Origin of the sequence: Glycomyces artemisiae (assembly GCF_003002955.1) — a bacterium.
In the GTDB taxonomy this organism is placed as follows: Bacteria; Actinomycetota; Actinomycetes; order Mycobacteriales; family Micromonosporaceae; genus Glycomyces; species Glycomyces artemisiae.
Map to the genome: position 1 here is coordinate 9,799 of NZ_PVTJ01000007.1, position 17,771 is coordinate 27,569.

The following is a 17,771-nucleotide window of genomic DNA, read 5'->3' on the forward strand; positions in this document are numbered from 1 at the left end:
TCCCCTCCCGGTCCGACAGGGGCAACCATGATCTCCTACATCGCCAAGCGCCTGGGCACGGGCATCGTCCTCGCACTCCTGGTCGTCTTCATCACCTTCCTGCTCATCGGCACCATGGTCGAGGACGTGGCGCGCACGATCCTCGGCCAGTCCGCCACCCCCGAGACCACCGCGGCCCTCATGGCCGCCAAGGGATGGGACCGGCCGGTGCCCGTCCAGTACTGGGACTGGCTCGTCGCCGCGGTACAGGGCGACTTCGGGCAGTCCGTCTACACCTCGCTGCCCGTGGGCCCGGCAGTCGCCGACCGGCTGGCGGTGACGCTGTCGATCATCGTCCCCGCGCTCCTGCTCACCGTCGTGATCTCGGTGTGCCTGGGCGTCTGGTCCGCCTCCCGCGGCGGCGCGGCCGACCGCATCGCGCAGGGCCTGTCGCTCACCGGGTACGTCGTCCCGGGCCTGCTGCTCGCCATCGGGCTCGTGGTCCTCCTTGCGGTGCAGCTCAAATGGCTGCCCGCGACCGGGTACACGCCGCTCGCCGACGACCCGGTCGGCTGGCTCCGGTCCATCACCATCCCCGTCGTGGTGCTGACGATCGGCGGCGTCGCGAACCTGACGGCGCAGGTGCGCGGCCGCATGATCGACGAGCTGCGCAAGGACTACGTGCGGACGCTGCGCACGCGCGGCGTCTCGTCCACCGCCATCATCGTCAAGCACGCGCTCCGCAACGCCGGGAGCCCCGCGCTCACCGTGCTCTCCCTGGAGTTCATCCAGATGCTCGGCGGCGCGCTCATCATCGAGAACGTCTTCGCCCTCCCCGGCTACGGCAGCTACGCGTTCAATGCGGCGCTGCAAGGCGACATCCCCGTCATCCTCGGCATCACGGCCTTCGGCGTCGCACTGGTCACGGTCGTCAACCTCGCCACCGACCTCGCCAACGGCTGGCTCAACCCGAAAGCGAGGGTCCAGTGAGCACATCGGACACCGCCGCCCCCGAGGCCCGCGTCCCGGCCTGGCGCCGGCTCGCGAAGGACCCGCAGGCGGTCGCCGCCTTCGCCGTCCTCTTCGTCATCTTCACTCTCGGGCTGCTCGCGCCGCTCGTGACCGGCCACGGCCCCAACGAATCCGACCTGTCCGCGGTGAACGCGCCCGTCGGCTCGCCGGGCCACCCGCTGGGCGCCGACGAGTCGGGCCGCGACATCCTCGCGCGCCTGCTCCACTCGGCCCGCACGGCCGCGGTCTCGGCGCTCATCGGCACCGGGGTGGCGCTCGCGATCGGCGTCACCGCGGGCCTCGTCGGCGGCTACTTCGGGCGGCGCGTGCGCTTCGCCACCGAGTGGCTGTTCAACCTCGTCATGACCTTCCCCGGGGTGCTGCTGCTCATCGTCCTGATGCCGCTGACCGGCGGCGACTACCGGGCCACGATGCTCATCTTCGGCGTGCTCCTCGCGCCCGGGTTGTACCGGATCGTGCGGAACCTCGTGCTCGGCGTCAAGCACGAGCTGTACGTGGACGCCGCCCGCGTCGCCGGGCTCGGCGACGCGCGCATCCTCCGCAGGCACGTGCTGTCGGTCGTGCGCGGGCCCGTCATCATCGCCGCGGCGTTCATGCTCGGCTCCAGCATCGCGGTCCAATCGGGGCTCGCGTTCCTCGGCGTCGGATCGCTGGAGATCCCGAGCTTCGGCGCCATGATCTCCTCGGGGTTCCGCAACCTCTACATCGCGCCCGCGCAGTTCCTGTGGCCGAGCCTCGCGCTCGGATTGACCACGGCCTCGTTCGTACTGCTGGGCAACGCACTGCGCGACGCCCTCGAAGGAACCGGCCCGAAGCCGCTCAAGATCGGCTCCGGCCAGCGGGTCGCGGTCGCTCCGGAGGACGGCGACGGCGAGGGCGCGCTCCTGGAGGTCCGCGGCCTCGCCATCGCCTACCCGGCCCCGAACGGGAGCCTGAAGACCGTCGTCGAGGACGTCTCGCTCACCGTCGAGAAGGGACAGGTGCTCGGCCTTGTGGGCGAGTCCGGCTCCGGCAAGACCCAGACGGCGTTCGCGACACTGGGGGTCCTGCCCGCCGAGGCCGTGGTCACGGGCGGCTCGATCCGCTTCGAGGGCCGCGAACTCGTCGGCCTGGACGACCACGCGCTGAGCCGCCTGCGCGGCAAGGAGATCGCATACATCCCGCAGGAGCCCATGTCGAACCTCGACCCGTCGTACCGCGTCGGCGCGCAGCTCGTGGAGGGCGTGCGAGCCGCGCTCCCCGTCTCGGCCCGTGAAGCGCGCCAACGGGTCCTGGCCCTCCTTGAACGCGTCGGCATCGCCGACCCGAAGCGCTGCTTCGACTCCTATCCGCACCAGATCTCCGGCGGCATGGCGCAGCGCGTCCTCATCGCCGGCGCCGTCGCGAGCCGCCCGAAGCTGCTCATCGCCGACGAGCCGACCACGGCGCTCGACGTGACCGTGCAGGCCGAGATCCTCGACCTGCTCCGCGACCTCCAGTCGGAGCTGGGCATGGCGGTGCTGCTGGTGACCCACAACTTCGGGGTCGTGGCCGACCTGTGCGACCGGATCGCGGTCATGCGCGAGGGCGCGATCGTCGAATCCGGCGACGTGCGGGACGTCTTCCGCGAACCGCGGCACCCGTACACGCGGATGCTGCTCGACTCGATCCTCGACGGGTCCGCAGTCCGCGAGGACCGGCCCGCCGCCGAACGGAGCCTGACATGAGCCTGCTCGAAGTCGCCGACCTGCGCGTCGCCTTCCCCGGCCGCGGCTTCCGCGCCGCCCCGGTCGAAGTGCTCCACGGCGTCTCCCTCGACGTCGCCGAAGGCGAGACCCTCGGCCTCGTGGGCGAGTCCGGCTCGGGCAAGACCACGATCGGCCGCGCCGTGCTCGGCCTCGTCGCGCCCGCCTCCGGGAGCATCCGCTTCGACGGCCGCGAGACCACGGGCCTCACGCGGCGCGCTCGGCGCGGCCTCGCCAAAGACGTGCAGGTCGTGTTCCAGGACCCGTACACCTCCCTGAACCCCTCGCTCGCCGTAGGCGACATCCTCAGCGAGCCCCTGATCGTCCAGGGCGCCAAGACGACCGAGGCGCGGTCGCGTGTCCGCTCCCTGCTCGACCAAGTGGGGCTCCCCGCCGGGGCGGCCGAGCGGCTCCCCCGCGAGTTCTCCGGCGGCCAGCGCCAGCGCATCGCCATCGCGCGGGCCCTCGCCACGGACCCGCGGCTGATCGTCTGCGACGAGCCGGTGTCGGCGCTGGACCTGTCGACGCAGGCACTGGTCCTGGACCTGCTGGTGGACATCCAGGAGCGGACGGGCGTCGCGTACCTGTTCGTCTCGCACGACCTCGCGGTGATCCGGCGCATCAGCCACCGGGTCACGGTGCTGTACCGGGGCGACCTGGTGGAGACCGGTCCGGCCGCGGAGGTGACCTCCTCGCCGCGGCACGCGTACACGCGGCGGCTCCTGCTCGCGTCCCCGGTCGCCGACCCGGAGGAGCAGGCGAGGCGCCGGGAAGCACGCCGCCGACTGACCGAATCGTCCCTTGAGGAGAGAGTGATCTGAATGCTACGACCGCAGAACTCACCCACGCGCGAGCTGGTGAACCTGGACGGGCTCTGGCGCTTCGCCCTGGACGACGACGCCGGACCTGAGCCGTGGACCGGCGTCCTTCGGACCGACCTCGAAGCGCCCGTTCCCGCGAGCTACAACGACGTGTTCGCGGACGACGCGATCCGCGACCACGTGGGCTGGGTCTGGTACCAGCGGACCGTGCGGGTGCCGCGCGGGTGGGCCGGTGAACGGGTGCGGGTCCGCATCGATGCGGCAACCCACGAGGGTCGTGTCTATGTGGACGGCTCATTGGTGGCCGAGCACGTGGGCGGGTACACGCCGTTCGAAGCGGACGTCACGGACCTGGTCGAGCCGGGTGGTGAGTTCAGGCTCACGATCGGGGTGAACAACGAGCTGACGCCGACGACGATCCCGCCGGGGTTCACGACCACGACCGACGACGGCCGCCGCAAGCAGCTGTACCGGCACGACTTCTACAACTACGCGGGCCTCGCGAGGTCGGTGTGGCTCTACAGTGTCCCGGCCGTGTCGGTCGAGGACGTCACGGTGGTCTCCGGTCTCGACGGGACGACGGGCGTCGTCGAGTACGAGGTCGCGGCCGGTGCGGCGGTGCGGGTGCGGCTGCTCGACGCCGAGGGCGCGACCGTGGCCGAGCGGGAGGGCGCCTCGGGCGAGCTCCGGGTCCCGGACGCGAGGCTGTGGCGTCCGGGGGCGGCGTACCTGTACGAGCTGGTCGCGGAAGTCGTCGAGGACGGGGCCGTCGTGGACTCGTACTCGCAGCCGGTCGGCATCCGCACGGTCGAAGTGCGCGGCACCGAACTGCTGATCAACGGGGAGCCGTTCTACTTCAAGGGCTTCGGGAAGCACGAGGACACCGCGGTGCGCGGCAAGGGCCACGACCCGGCGTACATGGTGCACGACTTCCGGCTCATGGACTGGTGCGGCGCAAACTCGTTCCGCACCTCGCACTACCCGTACGCCGAAGAGGTGCTCGACTACGCGGACCGGCACGGGATCGTGGTCATCGACGAGACCGCCGCGGTGGGTCTCAACCTCGCGATCGGCGGCGGGATGCGCACCGGTGCGGTGGAGCGGACCTTCGGCGAGGACGGCTTCGGCAAGGCGACCCGCGAGGCCCACGCGCAGGCGATCCGGGAGCTGATCCAGCGCGACAAGAACCACCCGTCGGTCGTCATGTGGTGCATCACTAACGAGCCCGCCTCGTTCGAGGACGGCGCCCGCGACTACTTCGCGCCGCTGGTGGACCTGACCCGCGAACTCGACGCGACGCGGCCGGTCACGTACGCCAATCTCGTCTTCGCGACCTTCGAGACCGACACGATCGCCGACCTGTTCGACGTGATCTGCCTGAACCGCTACTACGGCTGGTACAACGACACCGGCGACCTCGCCAGCGCCGAAGCGCATCTGGAGGCGGAGCTGCGCGGCTGGGAGGCGCGGTTCGGGAAGCCGCTCGTCATGACCGAGTACGGCGCGGACACCCTCGCCGGGCTCCACTCGGTCAACGCGCAGCTGTGGACCGAGGATTTCCAGACCGCGCTGCTGGAGACGTACCACCGGGTCTTCGACCGCGTCCCTGCCGTCATCGGCGAGCAGGTGTGGAACTTCGCCGACTTCCAGACCATGGCCGGGGTCTTCCGCGTCGACGGCAACAAGAAGGGCGTCTTCACGCGGGACCGCCGCCCGAAAGCGGCCGCTCGCGTGCTCCGGAAGCGCTGGCGGGGACAGGACTGAGATCGGTTGCAGGCGGCGACCCTCGGCATCCGAGCCCGCCCGATCCGGGCGGGCTCGGATGCCGAGGCCGGTCCTCAGACGGCGGCGATGTCGATTGCCTTGTGCTCCATGCCCGGAGGCTGGGCGCGGCTGCCGAGGACTCTGCTGAGGACCGGTGAGCCCATGAGCCGTGTCATCACGGCTCGCGCGAGGTACTCCTTGCGGTCGTGGGGCGTGAACAGGCTCCGCGTGGTGAACGCCGACTCCTGCTCCACTGCGATGAACGGGCGCAGGCGGGCTTCCCATTCGCGGAGCGCGGCGGGGACGTCGCCGACGTGGCGTTCGAGCATGGTGCCGAGCAGTTCGCCGCCCGCGATGCCGCTGGAGGCGCCCATGCCCGCGTACAGGGTCACGCACCAGGCGGCGTCGCCGACCAGGACGACCCGGCCGTCGTGCCAGCGCGGCATCCGCACCTGGTTGACCGAGTCGAAGAGGAATTCGTCGGCAGATTCGAAGCGGGAGAACAGCTCCTCTAGGATTGGGCCGGGCGGTTGCGGTCCGAACGCGGCCCTGATGGACTCGATCGGGGCGCGGCTGAACTCGGCGTCGACGTTCTGCGTGCGGTAGGAGAACAGCAGGCTCGGCGGGTGGTCCTTGAACGGGAACATCCAGGCCGAGCGGCCGGGTTCAGCCAGGATCATGCCCTCGCCCGTGCCGTAGCCGGTGACTGGCCGGTCGAGAAGGGTCACGCCGATCATGTAGTCGAGCGGGTGCAGGAAGTCCTCGGGGCCGAAGGTGAGCCGACGGACCGTGGAGCGCATGCCGTCGGCGCCGACGACCAGGTCGAACCGCTCGGTGGTGGTCGTGTCGGCGGCGGTGTCGTGGAGGTCGACCTCGGCGGCGGTGGCGTCCTGTGCGATGCGGGTCGGGACGGTCGAATAGCGGATCTCGACGTCGTCGGGAAGGGCGTCGAAGAGGGCCCGTTCGGCGTCGCCGCGCAGCAGGGTCCGAGGCGGGTTGGGGCCGAGGGTGGCCGGGTTCAAGCCCGTTCTGCGGCGCCCGGCGCGGTTGACCGAGTCGAGGCGCACGTCAGGGCCGCTGCGGTCGCCGATGGCGTCGAGGACGCCCAGTCGCTGCGCGGAGGCGATCCCGGCGCCGAACAGCATGATGAAATATCCGCCGGAGCGGCGCGCGGGGGCGCGTTCGATCACGACCGGCTCCCAGCCGATCTGCCGCAGCCGCAACGCGGTCGCGATCCCGGCGATCCCGAGGCCCACCACCAGCGCACGGGGGCGTCCATTGAGGTTTCCCATTGCATTGCTCCTTTCGGATTCAGGCGTGGTGCCTGGCCGTCTCGGGACCGCTGGCACCGACGATGTCGTGGTAGCCATGTCCGGTCACCTCGCGTCCGGCGAAGGTTCCGGCGACCGTGCACACGTTGGTGGAGTCGCCTTCGGTGGCGTCGAGGCGGCGGTAGGTGATCTCCAGCGACGCTTCCAGATCGGGAATCGCAAGCAGGTAGCCGCCTTCGTGCGCAGTCCGCTGTGCGCCGGTGATGACATGCGTGCCGTCGGGCTTGAGGGCGGTGAGCCATGAAACGCCGTCCCCGGTGGTGTCCCAGACGCTGAGGTAGCGTCCGTCGCCGAGGTCGAGGCCGAACCACAGGAAGCGCGGCGGGTCGGCGGGTCCGGCGATCCATTGGCGGTCGAACCAGGTGCGTCCCTTGACGTTCCGCTCGACGCCGTCGATGGTGATCGTCCCCGTGGCGGCGAGTCCGGGCAGGGAGAGCTGCCCGGTCCGGCCGCCGAGGAAGGGAAAGACGCCGCTGCCGCCGTTGTAGAGCGCGGGTTCGGTGCGGCGCAGGGTGAGCCGGAACGCGGCGTCGTCGGTGGCGCCCGAGGTCGTGAACTTGTCGGGGCCGCCGCTCATGTCCAGCAGGGAGGTCTGGACGTCAAGGCGGTCGGCGGCGGCCTTGACTTCGGCGGCGGGCTCGGCGGTGTGGCGCTCGTCGGCGCGCCTGTCGCTGTCGCGGAGCACCGAGACGGTGCTGACGTACGACTCGCCCATCTGGATGACGTGGGTCTTCGTCCAGTAGATGTCGCCGTCGTCGTCGCGCAGTCTGGAGGCGAACCACCAGGAGTCGCCCGCGTCCGAGGCGGTGGGAGCGAGGTCTGCGGAGAGGTCGAAGAGCACGGGGTGTGCGGTGGTCGTTTTGTGGGAGTTCATGGCCAGACCCTACCCCACTTGAGTACCAGTTGACCAGATTTGAAATTTGGTCAATCAGAATTGTGGCGTGAGATACTGGGCCCATGACGCACGACCGCCCGGCCACAGCACCGCAGCCCGAACACGAACGCGCCGAACGCATCCTCGACGCGGCGCGCGAACTGCTCATGGCATGGGGCTACAAGCGCGTCACCGTCGACGAGATCGCCCGGCGCGCGCGCATCGGGAAGGGGACGGTCTACCTCCACTGGAAGACCAAAGAGCAGCTGTTCACCGCGCTGCTGCGCCGCGAGCTGCGCCAGCACGTGCACACCGTCGCCACGGGCATCGAGCGCGACCCGGACGCCGCCCGGCCGAGCAGGGTCGCCCGGGAGGTGTTCGCCGAGCAGGCCCGCGCGCCGATCCACCGGGCGATGCTCGCCGGAGACGACGAACTCCTCGGCGCACTCGCCGTCTCCGGGACCGGCCTGCCGGTGATCCGGGAGCTCGGGTTCGGCGAACTACTTGCACGCCTAGTCGAAATCTGGCGCGCCCACGGACTCCTGACGGAGGCGCTTCCTGCGGCCGACCAGGTGTTCATCATCGACATGGCCCTGCACGGGGCCGTCACCGGCGGCGTCGTCACCGGCCTCGACAACTCCGACTATCCGACCGAGCACCGAGCCGACCTCCTCGCCCACACCATCCGGACGGCCCTCGAACCCGCCGGTCCCCCGAACCCGGCCCGCCTCCGAGCCGCTGCGCAAGCGGTCCTCACCGCACTGGAGGACGCCCGGCACACGCTCGACGCCCCCGGGTTGCACGCCGCGAACCGCTGAGTCGTGGGACAGCACCGCCGGTGGCGCGGGCCCGTATCCCCGGCGGTAGTCGGCGACCCGCGACGGACCTCGGGCTCAGCCGAGCCGGTGAAGCCGGGCACGATCGGCACGATCGCGAAACAATCGGGACCGCGCTGGCGCTGCGCGGCATCATATGAGGACTTCGACGAGCTCCTGACCGAGCTCCTCGGCTACTTCACCGGCTAGCAGGATGCCCACCCGGGCGTGCACGCCCGGCCCGGCGAAGGGCTGCGCCCCGACCCCTTCGTCCTCGCGGTCGGCTCGGGCGGGGAGTACGCCGCCGCGCCTGGCCGACCTGGTCGGGGCCACCGGCGGGGACGAACTCCTCATCGGCACCTCGTCCCACGACCGCAAGGCCCTCTTCGACTCCCACCGTCGCCTCGCCGAACTCACCGGCCTCCCACACCCCTAGAGGCATCCTGGAACAGCCGACACGACCCCCGAGGCTCATACCGACTTCGTGATCCTTTGTGCCGCAACATCTCCCCCGCCGGGCAGCTCGACATCACCGCGACGCGCGCTGGCAGCTTGACTTAATAACACTCTTTGCGTTACTTTGTTGGCTACACCGTGACCGACCCCCCATCGGCCCGCGGATCGCCACCCCCCACAGGAGTTTCAATGAGGAAACTGCCATGTTGGCATGCGCTGCAACCGGATCGGTCGGTGCTATCGCCTCGACTGTCGACATCGGAGCGTTGCAGCCCCCTACTGCCGTCGAGATACCCGCCGGTGACAACCCGACTGAGGACTGCGCGCTCCTCACTGATGAGCCGCGCGGTCGTCATTGCCGCGGCCCTCGCGATGGCGGTGACGTGGCCGGCAGCGCCAGCCGCAGCCGCCGCCCCCGCTGTCCAAGTGGACCGGTACCCGACCGGGGTCGGCGCCGACCTGTCGGCGCTCCCGCGGACCCACGGAATCGCCGTCGCCACCGCACCGACGGCGGACGCGCAGGCGACCGGTGAGCAGGCGGGGCGCGAGTACTGGCGCACCGACGCCGCCGCAGGGGCCGAGCGGCTCGCGCTCGACGTGGCCGACGAGTATGTGGACCGGCTCGACGCGACCCCCGGATACCTCGTCGTCGACCACCTCGCGGGAGAGGTCGTCGTGGCGACGAGCGGCGCCGAGACCCTCGACGCCGGGAACGCGGAGGAGGACGGCGACGGGGACGGCTGGACCACCACCGTCGTCGCCCTCCCCGCGGGTGCGCTCGGCGCCGCCGCTGACCCGGAGGTCGCGCTCGCGGCCGCGGACGGGGACCTGACGGTCGCGTCGGTCCGCGTGGTGGCCCAAGGGACCAGTGTGGACCTCGGCCCGACCGTGGCCGAGCACGGCATCGCCGTGCGCGCGGGCGACGACACCGCCGGGCTCGTCACCGGGACCGACGGCGACCGCGGCTACTGGCAGACCGGCCGCGCCCAGGGCACGAACTTCGTCTACGCGAACGTGTCGAACACGTACGCGCTCGACACCAGCGACCGGGTGCTGGTCGACGCGACGGTGCAGGAGGGCGGCGGATCGCTGTTCCTGCAGTACGACTCGCCGGGCGACACCATCCCCGACATGTTCAAGCCCTCCGAGCGGCGCGAACTGGGCGACGACGGGTCGTGGGGCTCGCAGTCGTGGCTGCTGGAGGACGCGATCCTCACCAACCGCTCCAACGGGTCCGACTTCCGCGTCTCGGTCGAGGGCTCCACTGAGGACGTGCGGCTCGACGGCCTCGCCGTAACCGTGGTGCCGCGCGAGATCGACCCGACCGTGGGACTCCGCGAACTGGTGGAGCAGGCCGACATCGCGCACTACGCCGCCCGCGAGGGCAGGCGCGACGGCCAGTATCCGGCGGGCTCGAAAGCCGTGCTGCACGACGCGATCGAAGCGGCGCAGGCCGTCCTCGACGATCCTGAAGCGACGGAGGCCGAGATCGACGCCGCCATCGACGCACTGCAGGGCGCACTGGAGGCGTTCCTCGCCGCCGAGATCACGACCGACCTCGCCCGCGGCGCGGCCGCGACCGCGAGTTCCACCAGCGCGGGCGAGCCCGGCGCGGTCACCGACGGGACCGGGTCCGCGTGGGTGTCCGGGCGCGACGAGGACAGCGCCTGGGTCCAGGTGGACCTGGGCGGGCCGACCGTGTTCGATGAGGTCATCGCGGAATGGACCGCCGACTACGCGCACGTGTACCGGATCCAGGTGTCCGGCGACGGCGAGGAGTTCACCACCGTGGCGACTTCCGGGGCGCTCGGCGGCGGGCCGATCCGCACGCGCTTCGCGGAGACCGAGGCCCGGTATGTGCGTCTCGCGCTCGATGAGCGCGCGACGCAGCGCGGCGCCTACGGGCTCACGGCGTTCGAGGTCCGCGACGTCGCGGACGCGGCGCTGGAGCCGCGCATCGCGGACACGGTCTTCCCCAGCGGCGATGTCGTGGTCGCGGACCTCGACGTCACCGAGTTCGGGGCCGACCCGACCGGTACCGAGGACTCGACCGCCGCGATCCGGGAGGCCCTGGCCGTCTGCCGCGACGCGGGCGGCGGCACCGTGTGGGCCCCGGCCGGGACCTACGTCGTGAGCGACACCCTGGAGGTGTCCGCGTACTGCACGCTGCGCGGCGACCACCGCGACCTCGACGAGCAGCCGCTCGGCGACCCCGACGCGCCCGAAGGGCTGGGCACGGTGCTCGAAGCGCGCCTGCCGTCCGGAGAGGACGGTCCGGCGCTGCTGCGCGTCGGCGGCTCGGCCGGGGTCGTGGGCCTGACGACGTACTACCCGGAGCAGGACGCCGCGGACCCGGTGCCGTACGGGTGGACCGTGGAGATCCCCGGGCTCGCGTGGATCGGCAATGAGAACTACATGCTCGGCACGGTCGAGGACGTCACGTTCCTCAACTCCTACCGCGGCATCGGGATCTCCACGACGCGCAACGACCGCGGCGAGGGCCCCGGCGCGCAGGGCCACGAGCTCGCGAACGTGCGCAACGTGTCCGGCACCGTCCTGTTCGAGGGCGCTGCCGGGTACAACGGCGCCGACGTCGGCGTGTGGGAGGACGTGCGCTTCGACAACATGTACTGGGCCGGGGCGGGCGCCGAGTACCACGCGCCCGACCGGGCGGTCCTGGACGCGTGGACCCGCGCGCACGGCACCGGCTTCGTCCTGGCCGATCTGGAATGGGACCAGTTCACCGGGCTGCACGCTGCGGACTACGCGGTGGGCATCAAGGCGGTCAAGGGCCCGCGGGCCTCGTTCACGGGGGTCTTCGTGGACGCCGAGATCACGGACACCGATGTCGCGGTCCTCGTGGAGGACGCCGACGCGCGCTGGGGCGCCTCGTTCGCGTCGAGCGTCCTCGAAGGCTCGGAGGCCGCGGTGCGCAACGGCTCCGACGGGTACGTGAACCTCACGGACACCGAAGTGGACGGCGCGCTCGAAGGCGAGGTGCGGGTGCTCGCGGGTCCGGACGAGGTCCCCGCGCTCCCCGCGGCGCGCGACGCGCCCCGGCCCGCCGAACGCCTCTTCGACGTCACTGCGGAGCCGTACAACGTGCCGCGCACACCGAAGCAGTTCGCGGACTTCAATGCGACGCAGGCGATCCAGAATGCATTGGACGACGCGGGCGCTGCTGGCGGCGGCGTCGTGTACCTGCCCGCAGGCTGGTACACCGTGCGCGGGCACCTGACCGTGCCCGCGGGCGTCGAGCTGCGCGGAGCTTCGGCGGTGCCGAACCGCACTTCGCTCGTGGAGTCCTCGGGCACGGTCCTCATGGCCTACGAGGGCCGCCAGGACGGCGCCGACGAGGCGTCGGTGGAGGCCGCGCTCGAAGCGCCCGCAGTCGTGACCCTCGCAGGTGCGGACGCCGGGGTGCGGGGCCTGCGGGTCCTGTTCCCGGAGAACAACCCGGCCTCCGACGACGGCGCCGTGGCCTACCCGTTCGCGGTGCGAGGGGACGCCCCGGGCGTGTACGCGGTCAACATCGGCCTCGACAACGCGTGGAACGCGATCGACCTGACCGCCGACGCGGACGGGTTCCTCGTGCGGCGCGCGCTCGGCATCTTCCTGTCCGAGGGCGTGCGCGTCGACGGGGCCTCCGACGGGGTCGTGGACGGCGTGCTGTCCAACGGCAACGTCATGACCCGCAACGCGTACGGGATTCCGGGCTGGGTCGAGGAGGCGAACCTCTTCGCGCAGGTCATCGACGGCGTCAGCCGCGAGCGCGAGGTACTCGTGCGCGCGGTCGGGGCCGAGGGCCTGGAGGTGCGCAACACGTTCGCGTACGGCTCGCACGACGGGATCGCGGCGAGCGACGGCGCGACGGTGACGGCCTTCAACCTGGGCACCGACAACCTCGGGCCGGGCGGATACACAGTGGACGCCGATGCGGCGAGCGCGGTCACGGTCGTCAACCTGATGCGCTACAACGGCACGACGAGCCGGGGGCCGGTGACGATCGTGAACCCGATGGCGATCAACATGGCGACCTCGGCGCTGACCGCGGCGGCCGGTGACGGCGGGACCGCCGCGATCGAGGGCAACGAGGTCGCACCGGGCCGGTACGAGACCGGAAGCACCGTGACGGTGGCGGCCGAGGCGGCGGCGGGTTCGCGGTTCGCCGAGTGGCGCAACGGTTCCGGTGAGGTCGTCTCGACCGACGCCCGGTACACGTTCGCGCTGCAAGGGGACACCGAGCTCACCGCGGTGTTCGCGCCCGCGCCGGAGACATGGCTTGAGGCGGAGGCGGTGAGCCTGTGCGCGGGTCGGCAGGTCCGGATCGCGGTGTACCTGCGCAATACGGCGGCCGAGGCGCTCGCCGTCTCATTGTCGTCGCCGTTCGGTGAGCGTCGGATCGGCGAGTTCGGCCCTGGCGCATACGCGTTCCGGCAGTTCCCGACCCGCTCCGCCGCGGTCGGTGCCGGTGCGGTCGAGGTGGAGGTGACGAACGCCGACGGCGCGACCGGTGCCCTCGTCCTGCCGTTCGAAGCGGCCGAGTGCCGCGACTGAGCAACCGCACTCGATGAAAGGAGCGCTGCAATGAGCATTTCCCGACGGACCTTCCTCGGTGTCACCGCGGCCGCCGCCGCGACGGCCGCCACCGTGTCCGGAGCCTACGCCGCCCTGGGCGAGCCGACAGTTGGCGCAGCTGCGAGCGCGCCAGGCGACGTCGTCGGCAAGGTCACGGCCGGCTACCAGGGCTGGTTCGCGTGCCGCGGCGACGGCGCGCCGATCGACGCCTGGTGGCACTGGGCCCGCCAGGCCGACCAGCCGCCCTCGCTCTCCAACACGGCGATCAAGTCCTGGCCCGACCACCGCGAGTACGCGAAGACCTATGGGACGGGCTTCCCCCCGCTGGGCGACGGGCGCCTGGCGCACCTGTTCTCCTCGTACGACCAGCAGTCCGTCGATGTCCACTTCCGCTGGATGGCGGAGAACGGAATCCACACGGCGGCGCTGCAGCGGTTCAACCCGTTCGGGTCCGAGGGGCCGACGCGCGACGCTGTCGCCGACCGGGTGCGCTCCGCCGCGGAGCGCAGCGGCAGGAAGTACTACATCATGTACGACGTGAGCGACTGGCTCTCGATGCGCACGCAGATCACGCAGGACTGGGCGGCGAAGATGTCGGCCCACACCGGCTCGTCCGCCTACGCCCGGCAGAACGGCAGGCCGGTGGTCGGGATCTGGGGCTTCGGGTTCAACGACGCGCAGCGTCCGTTCACTCCGCAGGAGTGCCAGGAGGTCGTCGACTGGTTCAAGGGCCAGGGCGTGTACCTCATGGGCGGCGTCCCCACCTGGTGGCGCACCCTGGGCGACGACTCGCGGCCCGGCTTCGCGGACGTGTACCGCTCGTTCGACATGATCTCGCCGTGGCTCGTCGGCCGGATCGGCAGTGTCGGCGACGCCGACAACTTCTACAACGTCGCGACCGTTCCGGATCTCGCCGAATGCGGCCGCCTGGGGATCGACTACCAGCCGTGCACGCTGCCGGGCGACCTCCAGGAGCGGCAGCGGGTGCACGGCGACTTCATGTGGCGCCAGTTCTACAACCACGCGCGCGCGGGCGTGACCAGCACCTACATCTCGATGTTCGACGAGTACAACGAGGGGAACCAGATCGCCAAGACCGCTGAGAACGCCGGCCAGGTCCCTTCGGGGTCGGGCATCTGGGCGCTCGACGAGGACGGCACCGCCTGCTCCTCGGACTACTACCTGCGCTTGACGAACGACGGCGGCCGGATGCTGCGGGGCGAGATCCCGGTGACCTCGGCGCGTCCGACGCCTCCGCGGCTGTGACGACTCCGGCCGAGACGGCTCCAGGGGTTCCGCCCCTTGGAGCCGCCTGGCCGGAGTCGGCGACGTCGCCGCCGTTCAGGAGCGGACGAGCGACTGGATCGCGACGGCCGCGGCGCCGCGGGCCCAGTCCTGGAGCGTGTGGGGGCGGATGGCGATGGGGCAGCGGGCGGCCGCGCCCAAGGCGTGCGCGGCCGACGGCGTCGGGTGCGGCGTTGGCCTCGGCGGTGCGCTACCGCTGCAGCTGGGCGTAGAGGGCGTCGAGGTCGCCGGAGATCTGGGACTTGATCCAGCGAGTGAGGTCGTCGGCGAGCACTTCGCTCGCGTCGGTCTCGATGCCGTCGAGCGCGGCCGCGGCGACGTCGCGAGGGTCGGCCTTGGCCGCCTCGACACCCGCGGCCATGTCGGTGTCCACATAGCCGACGTGGAGCCCGGTCACGCCGATCCCGCGCGGCGCGAGAGCCAGGCGCAGAGAGTTCGACTGGGACCACAGGGCGGACTTGGAGGCGCTGTAGGAAGTGCCGTCGGCGAGCCAGGACAGTGCGGAGTGGACGTTGAGGATGCGGCCGCCGCCGTTGCGCTCGATGACCGGGACGAACGCCCGGGTGACCAGAAGCGGCCCGTAGAAGTTGACCTCCAGGTCACGGCGGATGTCGTCGACCGAGGCGTCGAGGTACGAGGCGCCGCTCATGGCGCCCGCGTTGTTGATGACGATGGTGACGTCCTGCGCGTGCGCGGCGGCGGTCGCCACCGATGCGGGGTCGGTGACTTCGAGGGCCAGCGCGACCGCGCCCGGGTGCGTGATCGTGCGCGGATCGCGGGCGGTGGCGTAGACCTTGGCGGCCCCGCGTGCGAGGAGCTCCTCGACCAGTGCCCTGCCGATGCCCCGGCTGCCGCCGGTGACGAGGACGTTGGCGCCCTTGATGGATGTCATGACTACCTCCTGAAGGTGGCTTCCGATCCGTGGAAACCGATCGGTTTCAGCAACAGTAAACCGATCGGTTTTTACTGCAAAGCATTTGTGTCGCAGGCAACTCGTGCCGGCTCGGTTAGGCGGCTGCTTCACGCGCATCCAGGAGGTCGGCGAGTACGTCGGGGCGCTCAAGGGCGATGAAGTGGCCGGCCCCGGGGACCTGCGTGAACTCGGCGTCAGGGAGCAGTTCCCGGTTGGCCTTCCGGTCCGAGGGTCGGGACCAGTCCTGCTCCCCGTAGACGAGGTGGATCGGAGCTTTGACCTCCGTATAGCGGGCCCGGGCGGCGATGAGGCTCGGCAGATTCCGGTACACGCCGCGGGCCACGACCGGGTAGCCCGGGCGGGCGCCGACGTGCAGCAGCTCGTCGACGTAGTCCTCACGGAGGGCGGTCTTGTCGCCCAGCCCGCCCAGCAGGATGGCGCGGAGGACCGGTTTGGGCTCGACTCCGGCGATCACCGGACCGATCCCGGGCGTGAGGACGCCGCCGATCACCACGCGGGCGAGCGGGCCCGACCGGGAGATCCCGCCGCGGAAGTCATAGGCGTTCACCGCGATCACTCGGCGGACGCGCTCGGGCAGGTCGGCAGCGGCGGTCAGGGCGAGCGTCGCGCCCATCGACTCGCCGAGCAGGGTCACGTCATGGAGGTCGAGCTCGGTCAGGAGCCGCTCGACCCCGGCCCGCATCGCGGGCTCCTCGTAGGAGGCGCCGGGGACGATCTCGGAGAAGCCCATACCGGGCAGGTCGAGCGAGTACACGGCGTACCGGTCCGCGACCAGCGGGATGAGATGGCGGAAGTGCTCGGCCTGCGTCCGAACGGTGTGCAGCAGGACCAAGGGCGCGCCGCGCCCGGCCTTGAGATAGCGCAACGCCCCCTCCCGGGTGCGGCCTTCCCGGGCGGGGACGGTGTGGCTGGCGGCACCCGGGATCTGGATCGTGGAATACGGTGCTTCGGTGGACATCGCTGCTGCTCCTAGCCGGTTTTGATAGTGAGAAAACCGATCGGTTTCCACCATGGTAAACCGATCTGTTTCCAAGTGCAAGGATCTGAAACCGATCGGTTTACGATGCTTCTGAATCGCGCTAACCTGGCACGATGACCACGGACCTCAAGCCCAATTCCCGCGAACGCCTGCTCGACGCCGCGGCCGCGCTCACCTACCGCGAGGGCGTCAACATCGGCATCGACGCGCTGTGCAAGGCCGCGGGTGTGTCGAAGCGCTCCATGTACCAGCTCTTCCCAAGCAAGGACGAGCTGCTGGCCGCGAGCCTCGAACGGCGCGCCTCCGCCTACGTGGCAGGGCTCCTGCCCGCAGCCGATAGCGACCTCGGCCCCCGCGAGCGGATCATGCACGTCTTCGACCAGGTGGCATCGCAATCGGCCAGTCCTGAATTTCGGGGCTGCCCCTACCTGTCGGCCGAGATCGAACTCAAGAACCCCGACCACCCCGCGAGCCGCGTGGCGCGAGAGGTCAAAGGAAACTTGACCGCCTACTTCCGCACCGAAGCCGAACAGGGCGGCGCAAGCGACCCCGACTTCCTCGCCCGGCAGCTCACCCTGATCTTCGACGGCGCCAGCGCCCGCGCCGGGATCGGCGCCGAACACCTCGACGGCCTCCTCGCCCCCACCGTGGCCGCACTGCTCGACGCAGCGGGCCTGCACTGAGCCCTCGCCGCCTCCAGAAGGATTCATCCGGCGTTGGCTTGTGGACCGAGGGGGTCAGTCGGCTCCGGGCCGGTCGCCTCGGGCGAGGACGGCGGCTTGGCCTCGGGTGGCGACGCCGAGTTTGGCCAGGATGTTGCAGACGTGGAATTTGACGGCGAGCTCGCTCAGGCGCAGCCGCTGGGCGATCTCGCGGTTGCGCATGGCTTCGGCTAGGCCGGTGAGGACCTCCGGCTCGCGGGCGTGAAGGCCGCTGATCGGTCCAGGCCGGTCGATCCACCGGTGATCACCGCTACCCCGGAGGGTCGATGGATGTGGACCTGCGCAAACTGCGGCACCAAACTTGCCAAAGCCGAGTGCCTCGGCATCGACCTCCTCGACCTCGACCAGTTCGCCGAGATCCTCGGCGACTTGCTCTACGGCAGCTAGCCGAACGATCGGCGGCGGGGCGGGGACACTGCGCCGTGGCGGCGGAGCCCTCCCAGAGAGGCTGATACGG

The 17,771-nt window shown here is 70.9% G+C and carries 14 protein-coding genes; 9 read left to right on the plus strand and 5 right to left on the minus strand.

Annotated elements, in window-relative coordinates:
* Window positions 1-27 precede the first annotated feature (27 nt).
* Genes B0I28_RS17685 through uidA form a run of 4 tightly spaced genes read left to right on the plus strand, consistent with a single transcriptional unit; the run spans window position 28 to window position 5,320 of the window.
* On the plus strand, window positions 28-969 hold the full coding sequence (locus tag B0I28_RS17685; RefSeq protein WP_106365178.1) for an ABC transporter permease: 942 nt from the start codon (window positions 28-30) through the stop codon (window positions 967-969).
* Window positions 966-2,717 carry a dipeptide/oligopeptide/nickel ABC transporter permease/ATP-binding protein gene (locus B0I28_RS17690; RefSeq protein WP_106365179.1) on the plus strand — a complete coding sequence of 584 codons (1,752 nt, stop codon included), beginning with the start codon at window positions 966-968 and terminating at the stop codon, window positions 2,715-2,717. The genes B0I28_RS17685 and B0I28_RS17690 overlap by 4 nt, the downstream gene beginning before the upstream one ends.
* On the plus strand, window positions 2,714-3,556 hold the full coding sequence (locus B0I28_RS17695; protein WP_106365180.1) for an ATP-binding cassette domain-containing protein: 843 nt from the start codon (window positions 2,714-2,716) through the stop codon (window positions 3,554-3,556). Before B0I28_RS17690 ends, B0I28_RS17695 begins: the two co-directional genes overlap by 4 nt.
* Entirely contained in the window at window positions 3,557-5,320 is a 1,764-nt protein-coding gene (gene uidA, locus B0I28_RS17700; RefSeq protein WP_106365181.1) for a beta-glucuronidase, read from the plus strand.
* Between the two features lie 74 nt (window positions 5,321-5,394).
* Here uidA and B0I28_RS17705 read toward each other — a convergent pair whose 3' ends face one another.
* Entirely contained in the window at window positions 5,395-6,612 is a 1,218-nt protein-coding gene (locus tag B0I28_RS17705) for an FAD-dependent monooxygenase (RefSeq protein ID WP_106365182.1), read from the minus strand.
* A gap of 19 nt (window positions 6,613-6,631) precedes the next feature.
* Window positions 6,632-7,525 carry a lipocalin-like domain-containing protein gene (locus B0I28_RS17710; RefSeq protein WP_106365183.1) on the minus strand — a complete coding sequence of 298 codons (894 nt, stop codon included), beginning with the start codon at window positions 7,523-7,525 and terminating at the stop codon, window positions 6,632-6,634.
* Window positions 7,526-7,608: 83 nt separating this feature from the next.
* Between B0I28_RS17710 and B0I28_RS17715 the strand changes: the two genes are divergently transcribed.
* The 4 genes from B0I28_RS17715 to B0I28_RS17730 all read left to right on the plus strand — a co-directional run bounded on the left by B0I28_RS17715 (window position 7,609) and on the right by B0I28_RS17730 (window position 14,640).
* A complete protein-coding gene (locus B0I28_RS17715) occupies window positions 7,609-8,343 on the plus strand; it encodes a TetR/AcrR family transcriptional regulator (RefSeq protein ID WP_106365184.1) in 735 nt (244 codons plus the stop codon).
* Window positions 8,344-8,554: 211 nt separating this feature from the next.
* Complete coding sequence (locus B0I28_RS28635; RefSeq protein ID WP_219926839.1) at window positions 8,555-8,776, plus strand: hypothetical protein; 222 nt, start codon at window positions 8,555-8,557, stop codon at window positions 8,774-8,776.
* A 446-nt stretch (window positions 8,777-9,222) separates the two neighbouring features.
* The gene (locus B0I28_RS17725) at window positions 9,223-13,353 is read left to right on the plus strand and encodes a glycosyl hydrolase family 28-related protein (RefSeq protein ID WP_146148147.1); all 4,131 of its coding nucleotides are present in this window, start codon (window positions 9,223-9,225) and stop codon (window positions 13,351-13,353) included.
* A 30-nt stretch (window positions 13,354-13,383) separates the two neighbouring features.
* A complete protein-coding gene (locus B0I28_RS17730; RefSeq protein ID WP_106365186.1) occupies window positions 13,384-14,640 on the plus strand; it encodes a glycoside hydrolase family 99 protein in 1,257 nt (418 codons plus the stop codon).
* A gap of 229 nt (window positions 14,641-14,869) precedes the next feature.
* On the opposite strand, the gene B0I28_RS17735 is transcribed toward B0I28_RS17730, so the two are convergent.
* Window positions 14,870-15,571, minus strand: coding sequence for an SDR family oxidoreductase (locus tag B0I28_RS17735; protein ID WP_106365187.1), 702 nt, complete (start codon window positions 15,569-15,571; stop codon window positions 14,870-14,872).
* Window positions 15,572-15,686: 115 nt separating this feature from the next.
* A complete protein-coding gene (locus B0I28_RS17740; RefSeq protein WP_106365188.1) occupies window positions 15,687-16,571 on the minus strand; it encodes an alpha/beta fold hydrolase in 885 nt (294 codons plus the stop codon).
* Between the two features lie 134 nt (window positions 16,572-16,705).
* On the opposite strand from B0I28_RS17740, the gene B0I28_RS17745 reads away from it, so the two are divergent.
* The gene (locus tag B0I28_RS17745) at window positions 16,706-17,275 is read left to right on the plus strand and encodes a TetR/AcrR family transcriptional regulator (protein WP_106365189.1); all 570 of its coding nucleotides are present in this window, start codon (window positions 16,706-16,708) and stop codon (window positions 17,273-17,275) included.
* Window positions 17,276-17,329: 54 nt separating this feature from the next.
* Here the strand turns inward: B0I28_RS17745 and B0I28_RS27960 are convergent, their stop codons facing one another.
* Complete coding sequence (locus B0I28_RS27960; protein ID WP_281260945.1) at window positions 17,330-17,548, minus strand: LuxR C-terminal-related transcriptional regulator; 219 nt, start codon at window positions 17,546-17,548, stop codon at window positions 17,330-17,332.
* Window positions 17,549-17,771: the final 223 nt, after the last annotated feature.